The organism is Streptomyces sp. NPDC048295, assembly GCF_040652135.1.
Lineage (GTDB): Bacteria > Actinomycetota > Actinomycetes > Streptomycetales > Streptomycetaceae > Streptomyces.
Genome location: NZ_JBEZLL010000005.1, coordinates 334,959 through 353,739, shown reverse-complemented (window position 1 = coordinate 353,739; position 18,781 = coordinate 334,959). Strand labels below are relative to the sequence as shown.

Here is an 18,781-nt window from a genome sequence, read left to right as displayed (position 1 = left end):
GGCCGTGAGCGGGCGCGGCAGGGCAGCGCGCGGCGGCCTCAGGGCCGGTGCGAGGAAGGACGGCGGAGCGAGGGGAGGGGAGAGCGGCGTCGTGTGTGAAGGCACGCAGGGAGAAATGCTCGGACGCCGGAAAGGGCGCGAGCCGGAGACGCGGGAGACGCAGGGGGTCGGCTCAACAGGAGGAGGACCACACGCGACCGAAGTCGATGTGGGAGCGCTTGACCAGCCACTGCTGCGAATGCATGGCCCAAGTGGAACAGGCATCCGGTGGTCCGTCAACTGAACCGAGACGTACGGCTCATAGTGTGGACAGTCTTGACAGCGCGCGGTGAACGGCGCTTATCTCGGAGGCGGACCGGCGCTGAGGGGCCCGGTCCACGTTGTGTTTCGTCTGAAGGCATGCCCCGTGTTCGATCTCTGCATCCACGGAGCCTTCGTATGTCCGCGCAGACAGATACCCTCCCTCAATCTCCTCCCGCCCCGCTCGCCGGGAGCGACGGAGCCGACCGGCTCCGGATCGTGCCGGTACGCCGCAGGGGCCAGTGGGCGGCGGCCGCCGCTGTCCTGGCGCTGCTCGCCCTGGCGCTGAACTCCGTCATCCGCAACGACGCCTTCCAGTGGGACGTCGTCGCCGACTACTTCACCACCGCCGCGGTCCTGCGCGGCCTCGGTCTCACCCTCTGGCTCACGGCACTGGTCATGGTGCTCGGCTTCGCCCTCGGCACCCTGCTCGCCGTCCTCAGACTCTCCGCCAACCGCGTGCTCCGGACGGTCAGCTGGGGATACGTCTGGCTGTTCAGATCGACCCCGATCCTGGTCCAGCTGCTGTTCTGGTTCAACATCGGCGCGCTCTACCCGGAGATCCTCGGCGTCCGTACGGTGAACCTCCTCGGACCCGTCACGGTCGCCGTCATCGGGCTCACCCTGCACGAGGCCGCGTACGCCGCCGAAGTCGTCCGCGGCGGCATCCTCTCCGTCGGACGCGGACAGATCGAGGCCGCCCAGTCGCTGGGCCTCGGGCCCTGGCGCAGGTTCCGCCGGATCGTCCTCCCGCAGGCGATGCGCTCCATCGTCCCGCCCGCCGGGAACATGCTGATCGGCACCCTCAAGGGCACCTCGATCGTCAGCGTCATCGCCGTGCAGGACCTGCTGTACTCCGTGCAGCTCGTCTACCACCGCACCTATCAGGTCATCCCGCTGCTGCTGGTCGCCACCATCTGGTACGCCGTGGTCACCTCGCTGCTCGGCATCGGCCAGCACTACGTCGAGCGGCACTACGCACGCGGCACGGCGGGTGCCCGGTGAGCGGCACGCCGACACTCGTCGTCATAGGCGCCGGGCCGCGCGGCACCGGCCTGATCGAGCGCATCGCCGCCAACGCCCCGGACCTGTACGGGGACCGGCCGCTGGCCATCCACCTCGTCGACCCGTACCCGCCCGGCGGCGGACGGATCTGGCGGCACGAGCAGTCGCCGCTGCTCTGGATGAACTCCATGGCCGAGGACGTCACGATGTTCACCGACGACACCGTCCGGCAGGAGGGACCGATCCGCCCCGGGCCCGCACTGCACACCTGGGCGGCGGACATCCGCGACGGGCGTGCGGCGCTTCCCGACGGGGCGGAGGTCGAACCCGAACTCCTCGTGGAGATAAAGGCGTTGGAGGGCGACGACTTCCCCAGCAGACGGCTGCAGAGCGTCTATCTGCGGTGGGTGTACGAGCAGGCCGTGGCCGCCCTCCCGCAGCACATCACCGTCCGCTGGCACCGGGGCGCCGCCCTCCGTGTCACCGGGCCGCGCGAAGGCCGGCAGCGCGTCTGGCTGGAGGGGCGCGACACCCCGGTGCTCGCCGACGCCGTTGCCGTCACCATCGGCCATCTCGATGCCGAACCCGAGCCGGAACAGGTGGAGTTGGCCCGCTTCGCCGACCGGCACGGACTCCTCCACCTGCCACCGGACTTCACCGCCGACACCGATCTGACCGAGGTGCCCGCCGGTGAGCCGGTCATCGTACGGGGCTTCGGGCTCGCCTTCGTCGACCTGATGGTGCTGCTCACCGAGGGGCGCGGCGGACGGTACGAGGACGGCGAGTACGTGCCCTCCGGGCGGGAGCCGGTGCTCCACATCGGATCGCGCCGCGGCGTCCCGTACCACTCCAAGATCGGCTACGCCTGGGAGGGCGAACAGCCGCCGCTGCCGCGCTTCCTCGGCCCGGACCGGACCGAGGCCCTGCTGAAGGCGGACGGGCCGGTCGACTTCCGGCGCGATGTGTGGCCACATATCGACAAAGAGCTCGGCTACGCCCACTACCACCGGCTCTTCACCGCCCACCCCGAGCGCACCACCGGCGACCGCGCCTCCTTCGAGGCGGCGTACGCGGCGGCGGACCCGGCAGGCCCGGAACTGGCCGCCCTCGTCGCCGCAGCCGTCCCCGACCCCGCGGACCGGCTCGACCTCGAAGCGCTCGACCACCCCCTGGACGGCGTGCGCTACCCCTCGTACGACGCACTGCAGGAGGGACTGCGCGGCTACATCACCGCCGACCTGGAACGCCGCCACGACCCCGCACGGAGCCAGGACCTCGCCGTCTTCCTGGGACTGCTGTCCGCCTACGGGCAGCTGATCCGGCTCGGCGACATCGGAGGCTGGTGGCACGGCTTCTTCAGCTTTCTCGCCTCCGGTCCGCCCGGACCCCGGCTGCGCCAGCTCCTCGCGCTCTCCCGGGCCGGCGTCGTCCGCTTCCTCGGCGCCGGAATGACCGTCGAGGCCGACGAGCGGCGGGGCCTCTTCCTGGCCGGCAGCGCCACCGTGCCGGGGCAGTGGATAGCGGCCCGCACCCTGGTCGAGGCCCGGCTGCCCGACCCCACACTGGAGCGCACCCGCAGCCCGCTGCTCCAGGAGCTGTACGAGGACGGGGCCGCCGCCACCGCCACCGGACTGCTCTCGGTCGACCCCGACAGCGGCCGGATCCTGGGCCGGGACGGCCGACCGCACCCGCGCCGCTTCGCGCTCGGCCCGTTCACCACCGCCCGGGCCGGCGGAGCGTTCACCCGGCCGTGCACCGGCGGCCCGGCCTTCCGGCAGAACGACGCCACCGCCCGTACGGCGCTCGCCTTCCTCCGCGACCTCGCCCGCGGCGACGGCTGACCGCCCCCGGGAGGGCACGGCCCGCCACCCCACCCTCGTACACCGCAGCCCAAGGACCCTCATGCGAACTCCTCCACCAGGTCCACGTCGTCCACCGACGCAACGGCAGAGCCCCGCCCCTGCTGGTGGCCTCGACGGTCCGGTACATCCTCCTGACCACCGCGTCCCCCGTCCTCCAGCACTACGTCGAACGCCACTACGCCAAGGGGGCAGCACGATGAGCAGTACCACCACCGACACCACCGGGGCCCCGGACGCCATGGTCGAGATCCGCTCCGTCCACAAGAGCTTCGGCAGCCTCGAAGTGCTGCGCGGCATCGACCTGTCCGTACGCACCGGAGAGGTCACCGTCGTCCTCGGCCCGTCCGGATCCGGCAAGTCCACACTCCTGCGCACCATCAACCACCTGGAGAAGGTCGACCGCGGCTGGATCAGTGTCGACGGCGCCCTGGTCGGCTACCGCAGGGACGGCGACAAGCTCCACGAGCTCCGCGAGCGCGAGGTGCTGCGCCGGCGCACCCGGATCGGCTTCGTCTTCCAGAACTTCAACCTTTTTCCGCACCTCACCGTGGTGGAGAACATCATCGAGGCCCCGGTCGCGGCCCTCGGCCGCCCGAAGCGGGAAGCCGTCGCCGCCGCGGAGAAGCTGCTCGCCCGGGTCGGGCTCGCCGACAAGGCGGACGCCTACCCCGAGCAGCTCTCCGGCGGGCAGCGGCAGAGGGTCGCCATCGCCCGCGCGCTGGCCCTCGAACCCAAGCTGCTGCTCTTCGACGAGCCGACCTCGGCGCTCGACCCCGAGCTGGTCGGGGAAGTCCTCGACGTCATCAAGGACCTGGCGCTCCAGGGCACCACCATGATCGTCGTCACCCATGAGATCGGCTTCGCCCGCGAGGTCGCCGACACCGTCGTCTTCATGGACGAGGGACGGATCGTCGAGCAGGGCGCCCCCGGCGACGTACTCGACCGTCCGGAGCACGAGCGCACCCGCGCGTTCCTGTCCAAGGTCCTGTGATCGCGCCCATGTTCCCCATGAGGAGCACGATGAGGAGCACGCCCGTCTCCGCCCGCCGCCCCCTGTCCGGCGTGCTCACCACCCGCACCGCCACCGGGCTGCTCACCGCCTGTGGTGCCGGTGACGCCGCGACGGGTGAGGTGAAGCCGGCCGGCCCGTCCGGAACCACCGGCACGCTCTCGGGCGCGGGCGACGGGCTCCGGGGCAGGGGCGCCGCCACCACGAAGAAGGACAGCGGCCGGGTCGGGGCGTACGCCGCGGCCATCGACCACATCGTGCGGACCGCCCCGTACGCCGGGGTGATCGAGCGCCGGGGACTCACCGGCGAGGCCGTCACGAAGTCCGGGATCAACCCGCCCGGCCTGCCCGGACCCAGGAACTGAGCCCGCGAGAGCGCTCATACGACCCCGAGAGGTACCCCTCCATGTCCACCGCATCCCTCCACCTGGCCGCCGAGATCGGCGGCCCGCCCCGCTACGACCCCGGGCACTACATCGGCCTCGCCCGGCTCGCCGAGCGCGGCGCCCTCGACTTCGTCACGCTCGGGGACTCCTTCGCCAGGCCCGGGCTCGACGCGCTCGCCGTGCTCTCCCGGGTCGCGCCCGCCACCGGCAGGATCGGCCTGGTGCCCACCGTCACCACCACCCACACCGAGCCGTTCCACGTGTCGTCCGCCGTGGCCACCCTGGACTGGGTGAGCCGCGGCCGGGCGGGCTGGAACGTCGATGTGTCCAGGACCGGGGCCGAGGCCCGGCTGTTCGGCCGGCGTCCGGCGGCGCCCGCCGAACAGCTGTGGCGCGAGGCCGCCGAGAGCGCCGACGTGGGTGCCCGCCTGTGGGACAGCTGGGAGGACGACGCCGAGATCAGGGACGTCGCCACCGGACGCTTCATCGACCGCGACAAGCTGCATCACGTCGACTTCGAGGGCGTCTCCTTCTCCGTTCGGGGACCGGCGATCGTGCCCAGGCCCCCGCAGGGGCACCCGGTCACCGTCGTAGACGGGACGAGCGGCCCGGCCCGGGAGACCGCCGCCCGCCATGCGGACGTCGTACTGGTCCGGGCCACCACCCCCGAGCAGGCCGCCGGGGCCCGCGCCGACCTGCGCCGGCGCGCGGCGGCGTACGGGCGCGACCCCGGCACGCTCCGGGTCCTGGTCGCGCTCACCGTCGACCTCGGCGACGCCGAGACCGCCCCGGAACCGGGACTGGAGAGCGGACCTCCGCTCTCCGCGGGCGGCTCGTACTACCGGGGCGGCCCGGTGGACCTTGCCGAACTGATCACCCGGTGGCACCGCGGCGGCGCGGCCGACGGCTTCCACCTCACGCCCATCACCCCCGGGCGCGACCTCGAACGGATCGTCAACGGCACCGTGGCCCTGCTCCAGCACCGCAGCCTGTTCCGCACCTTCTACCCCGGCGGCACCCTCCGTGAGCACCTGGGGCTGGCCCGCCCCGCCAACCGGTACGCCCTCGAAGGAGGACGGGCATGAGCACCGCGACGAGGCAGATGCATCTCGCCGCCCACTTCCCGGGCGTCAACAACACCACCGTCTGGGCGGACCCCCGCTCCGGGAGCCAGATCGACTTCTCCTCCTTCGAGCACCTGGCCCGCACCGCGGAACGCGGCAGGTTCGACTTCTTCTTCCTCGCCGAGGGGCTGCGGCTGCGCGAGCACAACGGCCGCATCCACGACCTGGACGTGGTCGGCCGCCCCGAGTCCCTCACCGTGCTCGCCGCGCTGGCCGCCGTCACCGACCGGCTCGGCCTGGCCGCCACCGTCAACGCCACCTTCAACGAGCCGTACGAACTGGCCCGCCGCCTCGCCAGCCTCGACCACCTCAGCGACGGCCGGGCCGCCTGGAACGTCGTCACCTCGTTCGACGCCTTCACCGGGGAGAACTTCCGCCGCGGCGGCTACCTCGACCGGGCCGACCGGTACACCAGGGCCGCCGAGTTCGTCGCCACCGCCCGCGGACTGTGGGACGCCTGGACGCCCGACGGCGCCCCGCGCCCGTTCAGGCACCAGGGCCGGCACTTCACCATCGAGGGCGAGTTCACGGTCCCGCGCTCCCCGCAGGGCCATCCGGTCGTCATCCAGGCCGGCGACTCCCCGGACGGCCGCGAGTTCGCCGCCTCCACCGCCGATGTCGTCTTCACCCGGCACGGCACCCTTGAGTCGGGGCGCGCGTTCTACGCCGACGTCAAGGCCCGGCTGGCGAAGTACGGCCGGGAACCCGACGAGCTGAAGATCATGCCCGGGGTCACCTTCGTACTCGGCGACAGCGACGCCGAGGCCCAGGAGCGGGCGGCCGAGATCCGTCACCGGCAGGTCTCCCCGCAGAACGCGCTGCTGGCCCTGGAACGGATCTGGGGCCGCGACCTCTCCTCCTACGACCCCGACGGACCGCTGCCCGAGACCGACCCGGACCCCGGGTCCTCGCCGGCCCGGGGCCGGGTCGAGCACGGCGATCCGCTCGCCGTCGCGGCGCGTTGGCGTGCGCTGTCGAAGGAGAAGGGGCTGTCCATCCGGCAGACCGTCATCGAGGCGACCGGACGGCAGTCCTTCATCGGCAGCCCGCTGACGGTCGCGGAGCAGCTCATCGGGTTCGTCGCCGCCGACGCCGCCGACGGATTCATTCTCGTACCGCACCTCACCCCGGGCGGTCTGGACGACTTCGTCGACCGGGTCGTCCCGCTCCTCCAGGAGCGCGGGGTGTTCCGCTCCGAATACACCGGTCCCACGCTGCGGTCGCATCTCGGGCTCGCCGAGCCGGTATGGAAAGGTTGACCGCATGAGCACGGAAGCACCGCAGCCGCACGGTTTCGAGCAGGCGGCACAGGACTGGAAGCACTGGCACGAGGAGCGCACCGCCACGGTCGCCGGCCCCTACGGACCGCTCTCCCTCACCGGCACCCACTGGCTCTCCGACCACCCGGAGGGCCGGATTCCCGGGGTACCCGGGCAGTGGCGGGAGGACGGCGACGAGCTGGTGCTCAGCGCCTCGGCCGCGGACGGGCTGACCGTCGACGGCGAGCCCTTCACCGGCCAGGTCCGGCTCACCGCCGACCGGGGCCCGATCGGCGAGTCCCGCGTCGCGCACGGCGGGCGGCGGCTGGTCGTGCTGAGCCGCGAAGGGCTCTGGGCGGTACGGGACTTCGACCCGGACTCCCCGGCGCGGCGCGCCTTCCGGGCCATCGAGGCCACCCCGTACGAAGCGCGCTGGGTGCGCGCGGGCACCTTCCGCCCGTACGACAGTGCCCGTACGGTCCGGGTCGAGAACGCCGACGGTGTCGAGCGCGGGCTCGGACTCGCCGGTGAGGTCGCCTTCGAGCTCGGCGGAACGGAGCACACGCTGCAGGTCGCGGTCGAGCCCGACGGCTCGCTCTGGGCGGTCTTCGCCGATGCCACCAGCGGGAACAGCAGCTACCGCTTCCGGTTCCTGCGGCCTTCGGCGCCCGCCGGGGACGGCAGCGTGACGGTCGATCTCAACCGCGCGCTGCTGCCTCCGTGCGCCTTCGCGGACCACTTCATCTGCCCCTTCCCGCCCCCCGGCAACACCCTGTCCGTCGCCGTCGAGGCGGGGGAGCGCAACCGCGTCGACGGCTGACGTCCAGTCATATTTCATCGGGGCCGCGGCTCCGGCAGTCCGTACGCTGCCGGGGCCGTTCCCGTGCGGCGCGACAAGTTCAGGCCAGAGGGCCCTCTTGCGCCACAAGTTGACGCCTTGAATACTCCCGAGCAGCGCTTGTCAGGAACACGGCATGCCCGCATGCGCGGGCGCACGACCGTGCGAACGACTGCGCCTCACGGGTCCGACCACCCCACAGGCGGACCCCCGATTTCCCCTCGGGAGGAATGAAAAGTGAGGATCAAGCGCACCACCCCCCTCAGCGGTGCCGCAAGACGCACCAGGGCCGTCGCCATCGCCGCAGGCCTTGTCGCCGTCGCCGCCCTGGCCGTCCCCAGCGCCCAGGCCGACACCAACACCACCTTCAGTGCCTCGCAGCTCTCCGCCGCGAGCGACGCCGTGCTCGGCGCCGACGTGGCGGGCACCGCGTGGAACGTCGACCCGGTGAGCAAGAAGCTCGTGGTCACCGTCGACCGCACGGTCTCGCAGGCGGAGATCGAGCAGATCAAGCAGTCCGCCGGAGCCAACGCCGGCGCCCTGAAGATCGAGCGCACCGCCGGGACGATCAGCAAACTGCTCTCCGGCGGCGACGCGATCTACGCCCCCGGCTGGCGCTGCTCCCTCGGCTTCAACGTCCGCAGCGGCAGCACCTACTACTTCCTGACCGCCGGTCACTGCACCGACGGAAACCCGCCCTGGTACACCAACTCGTCGAACTCCACCAGCATCGGCCCGACGGTCGGCTCCAGCTTCCCGACCAACGACTACGGCCTGGTCCGGTACGACAACGCCTCGGTCTCGCACGAGGGCACCGTCGGCAGCGTCGACATCACCAGCGCGGCCAATGCCACGGTCGGCATGTCCGTCACCCGCCGCGGTTCCACCACCGGTACCCACAGCGGCTCCGTCACGGGCCTCAACGCCACCGTCAACTACGGCAACGGCGACATCGTCTACGGCATGATCAAGACCAACGTCTGTGCGGAGCCCGGTGACTCCGGCGGTCCGCTCTACTCCGGTTCCAAGGCGATCGGTCTCACCTCCGGCGGCAGCGGCGACTGCTCCTCCGGCGGCACCACGTACTTCCAGCCGGTCACCGAGGCGCTCAGCGCGTACGGGGTCAGCGTCTACTGACACCCTGGCACATCCCCGGACCGGCCCTCGAACAACCGGCCGACCGAGACGGAGCCCCTGCCCGAATCCTGGGCGGGGGCTCCCGCTCACCCCGCGGCTTTTGAGAGGATGTGGGGCAGGTCGGTCACGCAGGAGCAACGGGGGCGGGTACTGCGCCAGCCGGAGGGATGCCTCCGGGACCCCCGGCAGACACCTCAGGGGGTTCCAGGTCCGTGAAACGCATCGGAGTGACCGGTCATCGCACCATCCCGCAGGAGGCCCACGCCCATGTGCTCGCGGGGTTACGGGCAGCGCTCTGCGGCCTCGAAGGCTCCCTGGAAGCCCTCTCCAGTCTGGCGGTGGGGGCGGACCAGCTCTTCGCCGACCTCGCCCTGGACCGCGGCGCGGACCTGACCGTGGTCATCCCGAGCGGCGACTACGAATCCTGCTTCGCCGACGCGGCCGAACTCGCCCGCTACCGCGCCCTCAAGGACCGCGCGGTGCGGGAGGTCCATCTGGACTTCCCGCACTCCACCGACGAGGCGTACTACGCGGCGGGCACGTACATCGCCGACCACTGCGACCGGCTGCTCGCGGTGTGGGACGGCCGGCCTGCCCGTGGCCTCGGCGGCACCGGCGACATCGTGACGTACGCCCGGAGCCTGGGCCGCCCGGTCACGGTGATCTGGCGCGAGGGCGTGGAGCGCGCCTGATCGCCGACGCGGCCGCCCGGCCCGCCGGCCTCATGTCACATCTGGTGCCGGGCCAGCCAGTCGGTGTGCTGCGGCGAGACGATCCGCTCGGTCTCGAACACGGCCCCCGGCCACTGACGCTCGGTCAGCGTCGTCTCCATCGCCACCTGCATGGCCTCCAGGTCCTGCTCCACCAGCGAGTGGGCCGAGATCAACGGATGGTGACGGCGCATCTCGCTCCACGCCAGACAGGCGGCCGCCGCGGCCGACAGCACCCCCGTCACGGCGAAGGACTGGGCGACGGAGAAGGTCCTCAGCAGGGCGAACACCAGGGCGAGCGCGGTCAGTGCGGCAATGGTGGTCGACCAGACCAGGGTGGCCCGCCGGGAGACCTCCTGGCGCCTTCGGTACCAACTTCTCTGCTCGATGAGACGGTCCCGCACGTATGTCTCCTTGCGCACGGTGAACGCCTTGTCCCGTAACTCGCGCATCGAGTCGGTGATCAGCCCGCCCGAATCCGCGGTCAGGTCGCGGGGGTCGGCCCACCCCACTTTGCGCAGTTCCTGAAGGCCCTCTTCCAGACGATTCGCGAACACCGCCTCGGGGTGCAGGGTGCCGGTGTCGAAAGGCGAGCCGTGCACCGAGTAACGCCAGCACATCGACTTGATGAACTCTGCCGCCGAGCGGTTGAGTTGCCAATGCGACTTTGCTTTGCGCCGGGCGGAGAGGTACGTCGTGATCAGGACACCCAGGTAGGCCAACACCGCTGCCGCATCGGTGAGTTGAAACGTGTCACCCATCTCGGCGTGCCACGGGAGTGCTGCCGGGACGGTCCCCGTGACCAGGAGAATCAGCTGAATACGGGTGGTGTTGACGGCCTCGCGCTGCCTGGCGACGGCTATCCCGTCCGTGTGGTGAAAGAGCGCCGGGAGGTCGGCGTTCCTGAAGACCATGCTCTGGAGCGGCCCGGGAAGCGCCGTCATGTTCACTCCCGTCTGCGGTTATGTGGTCACCCAAATGGCGGAATCAATGGTTCCGTTCGATTCGCGGCAGCCACATGTGACGCTCTCGTTCCAAGGGGCGGCCCTCAGTTGCCAACCGAGGTCATGAGAGTAAAGTCGTGCTGCCGGACACTGCAATGGTTCAGATGCCTTTGCTGCATTCCTGTCCGGAACCATTCCATCGGAACAAACCCCCTCAAGGACAGCCGTGAAGACCTCTGAATCCTCCCTCTCCTTCGCCGTTGCGAAGAAGAACCGTGTGCCGCTCGCCGAGATCGATGTCCGCGGTGCCGCTGCCGCCCGGAAGCTCGGTCGCGTGCACGCCGCGGCGGCCGGTCGCCCCACTCAGGTGTCGACCTTCAACTCGGCACTCTGAAAACACCCGGAACTCCGACAACAACGCGACAAACACCCTGGAACCGATGCTCCGGGCACCCCTGGGAGCTGGCTAGACTGGTGGAATGACAGGACCCCTGGTCCCTTTCCGCGAAGTCGTTCTCAAGGTTCACAGCAGGTGTGATCTTGCTTGTGACCATTGCTATGTCTATGAACATGCAGATCAGAGCTGGCGTACCCGGCCCAGGACAATCTCTGATGATGTCATCTTCCGGACTGCTCAACGTTTGGCCGAGCATGCCAAGGCACATGCACTGCCCTCCGTGTCAGTGATCCTGCACGGAGGGGAGCCTCTACTGGCGGGGCCCGCCCGACTGCGGCGCGTCTGCGATGTGCTCACCTCCGCCTTCGACGGCGTCGCGGAGCTCGACCTCCGTATCCATACCAACGGACTCCAGCTCAGTCCCCGGTATCTCGACCTCTTCGACGAGTTCGGCGTCAGGGTCGGCATCTCCCTCGACGGCGACCGGGCCGCCAACGACCGGCATCGCCGCTACGCCGACGGACGCAGCAGTCACTCCCGGGTCCTGAAGGCCGTGGAACTCCTCCGTCAGGAGCGCTACCGCCACCTCGATCTCGGACTCCTGTGCACCATCGACATCGAGAACGACCCGCGCGCGGTCCTCGACGCGCTCACCGAGCTCGACCCGCCCCTCATCGACTTCCTGCTCCCGCACGCCACCTGGGACGATCCGCCGCCCCGCCCGGACGGTTCGCCCACCGCCTACGCCGACTGGCTCCTCGCGGTCTTCGACCGCTGGCAGGAGCAGGGGCGCCCGGTGCCAGTGCGGCTCTTCTCCTCGGTGCTGTCCACGCTGGGCGGCGGTCCCAGCCTCACCGAGTCCCTGGGGCTCGCCCCGACCGACCTCGTCGTCGTCGAGACCGACGGTCAGCTGGAGCAGGTCGACTCGCTCAAGAGCGCCTACGAGGGGGCGGCGGCCACCGGTTTCGACGTCTTCACCCATTCCCTCGACGAGGTGGCGGCCCATCCCGGGGTGCAGGCCCGTCAGCTCGGCCTCGCCGGTGTCAGCGAGACCTGCCGCCGCTGTCCCGTCGTGCGCTCGTGCGGCGGCGGCCTCTACACCCACCGGTACCGCTCCACCGGGCCCCTCGACGCCTTCGACAACCCGTCCGTGTACTGCACCGACCTGGCAGCCCTGGTGCGCGGCATCGAGGCGCGCACGGCCGCGTCCCTGGCCGCACCCGAGGTGACCGGGCGCAGTGAACTGGCCGCCTCCCAGCGCGAGCTCACCCGCATGCTGCTGGCCCGGCTGAACGCCGACGCCGAAGGGCACGACGAGGACCGCTGGGCGGAGGCGTGGGAGCTGGCCGCGGCCATCGAGGCGTCCGAGGAGGGCGCCCGCGGCCTGGACGAGGTGCTGGACCACCCGTACACCCGCACCTGGCTGCTCCATGCCCTGGAACTGCTCCACGGGCAGCCGGCGAGCATGGCGGCCGCGCGGCGGCTGCCGGTGTATCTCGCCTCCGCCGCCGTACGGGCCGGCCTCGATCTCTCCGTGGGCGTCGGCTACTCGGACGGCAGACTGGTCCTGCCCGGCCTCGGCGAGCTCCGGATCGGGGGAGCGGGGGAGCGTGGCAGGGCGCGGGTGCGCGCGATCGAGAACGGTTTCCTGGTCCGGCGGGACGAGGGCGACCCGGCCGAACGGCTGGTCCTGCGGCCGGGGGCGGCCGGCCCGGACTGGCGTCCCGTGCGCCGAATCCCGCTGCCCGGTGCCGCGGCCTCCCCGGGGTCCGGCCTGCTGCTCGACGACCTCGACCCGTACCGCGACTGCTTCGCCGCCCCGGTCTCGGCAGCGCTCGACGACCGGGCCGCCGCGGATCTGGCGGCCAGGATCGGTGATGCCTGGGCGCTGATCGAGGCGAAGGCGCCCGAGCGGGCCGGGGAGATGGCGGACCGCCTCACCACGCTGACGCCGCTGACCGGCCGGGCCCCCGCGGAGCCGTCCGTGGGGCGGCACGGCTACGGCGCACTGGGCGTCGCCGTGGACGGCAGCGCCGGGGAACTCGCCGTCGCGCTGCTGCGGGGCTTCCGACGGGCCGAATTGCAGGCTCTTGTCGATGTCACGGATCTTTACGCGGCGGACGGCTCCTGGGAACATCGAATTCCCTGGCAGGAAGAACCAGTTCCGTTTTCCCGGTTGCTGGCCGACACCTATGAGCGGATGGCGTTGGGCGCATTCGAGCCGCGCTGTCTGGAGGGCGTACCCCAGGCCCTCGACACGCTGGAAGGTGCCGCCGAGCTGACCGTCAGTGGAAAGCGGCTGTTGGATCTGATGCGAAAAGAGATCTGAGGGTCGAATTCCGGTTCGGCCCGAGGCGTCGGCGTACACGGGACAACTGGGAGGAACAACCGCAGACCGAATTCGATCAAGGAAATGATCGACTGAACCCGGGAACGTCTGACTGAAAACCGGCGTTGAATGACCGAACGCCATGGGGGTGGAGCAACGTCCGCTCCGGAATGATGAATTCGCTCGCATTCACTTCACTCCTGGGATGCGGGTGCTCACACAGGACGGGGGTCGTGTGCAAGCAACACCGCAGCAGCGAGCGGCGGACCATCGGCCGTACTTCTTCTTGAGCTATGCCCATACACCGGGCTACGGCCGTGGAACCGACCCCGATATGTGGGTCGAACGCCTCTTCAAAGATCTCTGTGACCATGTGCTGGCCATGACGGATCTGCCCGCGGGCGCACCCGCGGGGTTCATCGACCGCGAGATACGCTCCGGCGAGGGCTGGTCGGAACGGCTCGGTGAGGTGCTCGCCACCTGCCGGGTATTCGTTCCGCTGTTCTCGCCGCGCTACTTCGCCAGCGAGATGTGCGGCAAGGAGTGGTACGCCTTTGCCCAGCGCGCCATCCACCACAGGGCCCGCTCCAACCAGCGGGCCGAGGCGATCGTCCCGGCGCTCTGGGTGCCGGTACCGCCGAGCCAGCTCCCCGGACCCGCCGAGCGATTACAGTTCAACCACCGTGACTTCGGGGACCGTTATGTCAGTGACGGACTCTACGGACTCATCAAGCTCAGGCTTTTCGCCGAGGAGTACGAGCGCGCGGTGTACGAACTCGCCAAGCGCATCGTCAATGTCGCCGACACCATAAGGATCGGCACCGGCCGCCCCGTCGACTACCGGCTCGCCCCCAGCGCCTTCGGCCCGCCCGACAGCGCGGTCGGCGGCCCCCGCCCCATGCAGGTCACCATCGCCGCCGCCACCCGGCACGATCTGCCCGCAGGACGCAACGCCGACTACTACGGCGACAGTCCGCAGGACTGGAACCCCTACCACCCCGCCGCCGCCCGCCCCCTGGCCTATGTCGCCGAGGACCTGGTGCGCTCCCTCAACTACCAGGCGACGATCACCTCCTTCGACGAGGAGACCGGGCACGGGGAGGGCAAACAGCCGCCCAGCAGGCCGGAGATCCTGCTCGTCGACCGCTGGGCCCTCCAGGACGAGGACCGGCGCCGGAGGCTCGCCGCCTTCGACGCCGAGAACCGCCCCTGGGTGACGATGGTCGTGCCGTGGAACCGGGAGGACCACGAAAGCATGGCGGCCGAGGCCGAACTGACCGAGAAGCTCGAACAGACCATGCCGACCAAGATGCGCCAGGGGCGTGCCTACTGCCGTGCCGCCGCCAAGGGCGTGCCCAGCATGGAGGCCTTCGGGCAGATCCTGCCGCAGGTGGTCGAAGTGGCGGCCCAGCAGTACCTGCGGCACGCCACGGTGTACCCGCCCGCCACCGGCGGCGGACACACCGAACGGACGAGGCTGCTGGGGCCGATGGCACAGACGAACTACATCCCCGAGACACACGACCCTGCGACGGATGCGGAGGACACGGATGACGGCCGGTCGTGACGGGCGCATCGTCACCTTCTACTCGTACAAGGGCGGCACCGGGCGCACCATGGCCCTGGCCAACACCGCCTGGATACTCGCCGCCAACGGAAAGCGGGTACTGGCCGTCGACTGGGACCTGGAGGCACCGGGACTCCACCGGTTCTTCCACCCGTTCCTCGACCCGTCGACACTCGGCGCCACCACCGGCGTCATCGATCTGATCACCGAGTACGCGTGGGCCGCGACCAGCCCCGTCCAGCGCGCCGACGACTGGCACCGCGACTACGCCCGCATCCAGCCGCACGCCGTCTCCCTCACCCCCGAGGCGCTCGGCTGGGAGTTCCCGCAGGGCGGCACGCTCGACTTCGTCTCCGCCGGGCGGCAGAACCGCGAGTACTCCGCGACCGTCTCCACCTTCGACTGGGACAACTTCTACGACCGGCTCGGCGGCGGCCACTTCTTCGACGCCCTGCGCGACGACATGAAGGCCAACTACGACTACGTCCTCATCGACAGCCGTACCGGCCTCAGCGACATCGCCGACATCTGCACCGTCCACCTGCCCGACGTCCTCGTCGACTGCTTCACCCTCAGCGACCAGTCGATCGACGGCGCCGCCTCCGTCGCCCGGCAGATCTCCGAGCGCTACACCGGCCGCCCCATCTCCATCTTCCCCGTCCCGATGCGCATCGACGAGGGCGAGAAGGAGAAGGCCGATGCCGGGCGGGCACTGGCCCGGCTGAAGTTCGACCGGCTGCCGCGCAACCTGTCCGGGGACGAACTCACCGCCTACTGGGGCGCGGTGGAGATCCCGTACCGCCCCTACTACGCGTACGAGGAGACCCTCGCGACCTTCGGCGACGAGGCGGGGCTGACCAACTCCCTGCTCTCCGCCTTCGAGCGGCTCACCTCCGTCATCACCGAGCAGCAGATCACCTCGATGCCGCCGGTCGGCGAAGAGGTGCGGCTGCGCATCCGGGACGCGTTCACCAGGCGCAGGCCCGCGCTGCCCGCCGATCTCTTCCTCAGCTACGTGGCGGAGAACCGGATGTGGGCCGACTGGATCGAGTCCGTGCTCACCCGGGCCGGGTTCCGTGTCGTCCCGCGCGACGTGTCCGCGGAGCGGGAGGCCCCGGAGCCGGCCGCCGCCGAGAGCGCCGCCCGTACCGTCGTGCTGCTCTCCAGCGCCTACCTCAAGTCCCAGCGTGCGGTGAACCTCTGGGACCGGGCCGTCGCGGAGGACCCCGGCGGCGGCCGGCGCCATCTGCTGCCGCTCCGGGTCGGTGACGTACGGCTCTCCGCGCCCTACATCGACCGCAACCCCGTCGATCTCTTCCGGCTCGACGAGGTGCACGCCACCGCCGCCCTGCTGCGCGCCCTGGACCGGCCCGTACAGCTCACCGACGCCGTGTCGCCCGGGCCGCGCTTCCCGGGCACCGTCCCCAGGATCTGGAACGCCCCGCCGCGCAACCCCGGCTTCACCGGCCGCTCCCTGGTCCTGGAACGGATGCGCGACCAGCTCGGCGGCGGCATGGCCGTCGTGCTGCCCCAGCCGCAGACCCTGTACGGACTCGGCGGCGTCGGCAAGACCCAGGTCGCCCTGGAGTACGTACACCGCTTCATGGCCGACTACGACCTGGTCTGGTGGATATCGTCCGAGCAGACCGACGACGTGGTGGCCGCGCTCGCCGAGCTCGCGGTCCGGCTGGGCGCCCAGGGCGGCGACGACATGGCGGCAGCCTCCAAGGAGGCCGTCGACCTGCTGCGGCGCGGGGTCCCCTCGGACCGCTGGCTGCTGGTCTTCGACAACGCCGACGACCCCGAACGGCTCCGGCGCTACTTCCCGCAGGGGGGTTCCGGCCACATCCTGGTCACCTCGCGGAACCAGGCCTGGTCCCAGCACGGCGACGCACTGCCCGTCGACGTCTTCCTGCGCGAGGAGTCCATCGAACACCTTCAGCGCCGGGCCCCGGGGCTGAGCGACGAGGACGCCGCCCAGGTGGCCACCGCCGTCGGCGACCTGCCGCTGGCCGTCGAACAGGCGGCGGCCTGGATCGCGGAGACCGCCACTCCGATCGACACCTATCTGGAACAGCTGGCCCAGCAGGCCCCCGAGGTCCTGGCGCTCAACCAGCCGGCCGGATACCCGGAGCCGGTCGCCGCGACCTGGAACATCTCCATCCAGCGGCTCAAGGAGCGCTCACCCGCCGCGGTCCGGCTGCTCCAGCTCTGCGCCTTCTTCGCCCCGGAGCCGATCTCCGGGAACCTCCTGTACAGCAAGGAGATGATCGAGGCGCTGAAGCCTTACGACGCCTCGCTCCAGGAGAAGCTGGTGCTGGGCCGGGTCATCCGGGAGATCGGCCGGTTCGCCCTCGCCAAGGTCGACCAGGTCTCCAACTCCATCCAGGTGCACCGGCTCGTCCAGGCCGTCATCCGGGCACAGCTCACCGAGGAGGAACAGCGGGACGCCCGGCACGCCGTCCACCGCATCCTGGCGGGCGCCCGGCCCGACGACGACGAGCCGATCGACAACCCCTCGACCTGGCCGCAGTTCGCCACCATCTGGCCGCACCTCGGCCCGTCCGACGCGCGCAACTGCAAGGAGCCCGAGGCCCGCAGGCTGCTGATCGACCGGGTCCGCTACCTCTGGAAGCGCGGTGACTTCCGGACCGCGACGACGGTCTGCGAGGAGCTGCGCGAGATCTGGCGTCAGACGCTGGGGGAGCGGGACATCCAGTACCTCTACCTCTGCTTCCACCTCTCCAACATCTACCGCTCGCGCGGCCGTTACGTGGAGGCCAGGGAGCTCGACGAGATCACCCTGGCGACACAGCGGGAGGTCCTGGGCCCGGAGCATCCGCACACGTACATGAGCACCAGCAGCCTGGCGACCGACCTCGGCACGCTCGGCGAGTACACCAGGGCGATCGAGCTGGCGACCGAGGCCACCGACGGGTTCAACCAGATCTTCCACGAGTCGCACCCGAGGACGCTGGCGGCGGCCAACAACCTGGCGTTCACCCTGCGGTCCATCGGCCAGTACGCCAAGGCCCGCGAGATCGACCAGGACGTCTTCGACCGGCGCGTCGAGGTGCTCGGCGCGGAGCATCCCTACAGCCTCTCCTCGGCCATGAACCTGGCTCGTGACCTGCGGGACGTCGGGCGGTACGAGGACTCGGTCGGCATCCTCAGCCGTACGTACGACAGCTACAAGGCCACGCTCGGCCGGGCCTTCCCGGGCACGCTGAGCGCGGCGAAGAGCCTCGCGGTGTCGCTGCGCCGGGCAGGCAGACTGGAGGACGCCCGCAGGCTCACGGTGGCCACCCGGTCCAGGTACCGGGCCAAGTACACCTCCGCCAACCCGGAGTCGCTGGCCTGCGACCTCAATCTGGCGGCCGACCTGTTCGCGGCCGGCGAGGCGACCGAGGCCAGGGACACCGCGCAGGAGGTCGTCGACCAGTACATGAAGGTGCCGGGGGAGAAACATCCGTACACCCTGGCCGCGCTGAACAACCTCGGCGTCTACCAGTCGGGGTCCGGCGCGTCCGAGGAGTCGGTGCGGGTGCTGACCCGAGTGGTCGCCTCGATGCGGGAGGTGTACGGGCCGGAGCATCCCAACACCCTGTTCTGCGTGATGAACCTGGCGAACGCGACGGCGGAGCGGGGCGATCTCGATCTGGTGCTGGAGACCGAGGAGAAGGTGTCCGGGCAGCTCAGAAGGGTACTGGGGGCGCATCACCCGGAGACCCTGGCCATGACGTCGAACATGGCGGTCACGCTCGACGCGATGGGTCGCAAGGACGAGGCGCTGCGGCTGAGGACCGAGACGGTCGAGGAACTGGCCCGTCAGCTCGGTGACGACCATCCGATGACCCGGATCGCCCGGGACGACGACCGGTTCGAGCGCGAACTGGAACCGACGGCGGTATGAG

Annotated in this window: 13 protein-coding genes and 2 pseudogenes; 14 read left to right on the top strand and 1 reads right to left on the bottom strand. The window is 70.6% G+C overall.

Features of this window, described 5'->3' with window-relative positions:
* Positions 1-438 precede the first annotated feature (438 nt).
* The 10 genes and pseudogenes from AB0D53_RS10160 (at position 439) to AB0D53_RS10115 (ending at position 9,612) form a co-directional block, all read left to right on the top strand.
* Positions 439-1,305 (top strand): amino acid ABC transporter permease, encoded by an 867-nt coding sequence (locus AB0D53_RS10160; RefSeq protein WP_362442813.1) that lies wholly within the window; start codon positions 439-441, stop codon positions 1,303-1,305.
* Positions 1,302-3,146: an FAD/NAD(P)-binding protein gene (locus AB0D53_RS10155; protein ID WP_362442810.1), complete on the top strand. Its 1,845-nt coding sequence runs from the start codon at positions 1,302-1,304 to the stop codon at positions 3,144-3,146. The genes AB0D53_RS10160 and AB0D53_RS10155 overlap by 4 nt, the downstream gene beginning before the upstream one ends.
* Before the next feature lie 65 nt (positions 3,147-3,211).
* Positions 3,212-3,367: pseudogene (locus AB0D53_RS10150) on the top strand (amino acid ABC transporter permease); the annotation flags it as partial.
* Between the two features lie 38 nt (positions 3,368-3,405).
* Positions 3,406-4,158, top strand: a complete 753-nt coding sequence (locus AB0D53_RS10145) for an amino acid ABC transporter ATP-binding protein (RefSeq protein WP_362443002.1) — start codon at positions 3,406-3,408, stop codon at positions 4,156-4,158.
* Between the two features lie 170 nt (positions 4,159-4,328).
* Positions 4,329-4,541: pseudogene (locus AB0D53_RS10140) on the top strand (ABC transporter substrate-binding protein); the annotation flags it as partial.
* Between the two features lie 41 nt (positions 4,542-4,582).
* Complete coding sequence (locus tag AB0D53_RS10135) at positions 4,583-5,647, top strand: LLM class flavin-dependent oxidoreductase (RefSeq protein ID WP_362442807.1); 1,065 nt, start codon at positions 4,583-4,585, stop codon at positions 5,645-5,647.
* Between the two features lie 17 nt (positions 5,648-5,664).
* Complete coding sequence (locus tag AB0D53_RS10130) at positions 5,665-6,945, top strand: NtaA/DmoA family FMN-dependent monooxygenase (RefSeq protein WP_362442999.1); 1,281 nt, start codon at positions 5,665-5,667, stop codon at positions 6,943-6,945.
* Positions 6,946-6,949: 4 nt separating this feature from the next.
* Positions 6,950-7,765: a DUF1684 domain-containing protein gene (locus tag AB0D53_RS10125; RefSeq protein WP_362442804.1), complete on the top strand. Its 816-nt coding sequence runs from the start codon at positions 6,950-6,952 to the stop codon at positions 7,763-7,765.
* 255 nt (positions 7,766-8,020) lie between these two features.
* Positions 8,021-8,920 carry a S1 family peptidase gene (locus AB0D53_RS10120; protein ID WP_329815596.1) on the top strand — a complete coding sequence of 300 codons (900 nt, stop codon included), beginning with the start codon at positions 8,021-8,023 and terminating at the stop codon, positions 8,918-8,920.
* Positions 8,921-9,132: 212 nt separating this feature from the next.
* On the top strand, positions 9,133-9,612 hold the full coding sequence (locus AB0D53_RS10115; protein WP_362442800.1) for a hypothetical protein: 480 nt from the start codon (positions 9,133-9,135) through the stop codon (positions 9,610-9,612).
* Positions 9,613-9,647: 35 nt separating this feature from the next.
* Here the strand turns inward: AB0D53_RS10115 and AB0D53_RS10110 are convergent, their stop codons facing one another.
* A complete protein-coding gene (locus AB0D53_RS10110) occupies positions 9,648-10,574 on the bottom strand; it encodes a DUF4231 domain-containing protein (protein ID WP_362442798.1) in 927 nt (308 codons plus the stop codon).
* 226 nt (positions 10,575-10,800) lie between these two features.
* On the opposite strand from AB0D53_RS10110, the gene fxsA reads away from it, so the two are divergent.
* From fxsA to fxsT, 4 genes are all read left to right on the top strand, one after another.
* Positions 10,801-10,968 carry an FxSxx-COOH cyclophane-containing RiPP peptide gene (fxsA, locus tag AB0D53_RS10105; RefSeq protein ID WP_362442795.1) on the top strand — a complete coding sequence of 56 codons (168 nt, stop codon included), beginning with the start codon at positions 10,801-10,803 and terminating at the stop codon, positions 10,966-10,968.
* A gap of 85 nt (positions 10,969-11,053) precedes the next feature.
* On the top strand, positions 11,054-13,300 hold the full coding sequence (gene fxsB, locus AB0D53_RS10100; RefSeq protein ID WP_362442792.1) for a radical SAM/SPASM protein FxsB, inactivated metallohydrolase extension form: 2,247 nt from the start codon (positions 11,054-11,056) through the stop codon (positions 13,298-13,300).
* Positions 13,301-13,505: 205 nt separating this feature from the next.
* On the top strand, positions 13,506-14,867 hold the full coding sequence (gene fsxC, locus AB0D53_RS10095; RefSeq protein WP_362442789.1) for an FxsC protein: 1,362 nt from the start codon (positions 13,506-13,508) through the stop codon (positions 14,865-14,867).
* Positions 14,851-18,780: an FxSxx-COOH system tetratricopeptide repeat protein gene (gene fxsT / locus AB0D53_RS10090; RefSeq protein WP_362442785.1), complete on the top strand. Its 3,930-nt coding sequence runs from the start codon at positions 14,851-14,853 to the stop codon at positions 18,778-18,780. The genes fsxC and fxsT overlap by 17 nt, the downstream gene beginning before the upstream one ends.
* The last annotated feature ends 1 nt before the right edge of the window (position 18,781 follow it).

Excerpts from the sequence above, each read along its gene's own strand:
- AB0D53_RS10160 (WP_362442813.1), top strand. The coding sequence starts at position 439 with ATGTCCGCGCAGACAGATACCCTCCCTCAATCTCCTCCCGCCCCGCTC.
- AB0D53_RS10145 (WP_362443002.1), top strand. The coding sequence starts at position 3,406 with ATGGTCGAGATCCGCTCCGTCCACAAGAGCTTCGGCAGCCTCGAAGTG.
- AB0D53_RS10135 (WP_362442807.1), top strand. The coding sequence starts at position 4,583 with ATGTCCACCGCATCCCTCCACCTGGCCGCCGAGATCGGCGGCCCGCCC.
- AB0D53_RS10130 (WP_362442999.1), top strand. The coding sequence starts at position 5,665 with ATGCATCTCGCCGCCCACTTCCCGGGCGTCAACAACACCACCGTCTGG.
- AB0D53_RS10125 (WP_362442804.1), top strand. The coding sequence starts at position 6,950 with ATGAGCACGGAAGCACCGCAGCCGCACGGTTTCGAGCAGGCGGCACAG.
- AB0D53_RS10110 (WP_362442798.1), bottom strand. The coding sequence starts at position 10,574 with ATGACGGCGCTTCCCGGGCCGCTCCAGAGCATGGTCTTCAGGAACGCC.
- fxsB (WP_362442792.1), top strand. The coding sequence starts at position 11,054 with ATGACAGGACCCCTGGTCCCTTTCCGCGAAGTCGTTCTCAAGGTTCAC.
- fsxC (WP_362442789.1), top strand. The coding sequence starts at position 13,506 with ATGCGGGTGCTCACACAGGACGGGGGTCGTGTGCAAGCAACACCGCAG.
- fxsT (WP_362442785.1), top strand. The coding sequence starts at position 14,851 with ATGACGGCCGGTCGTGACGGGCGCATCGTCACCTTCTACTCGTACAAG.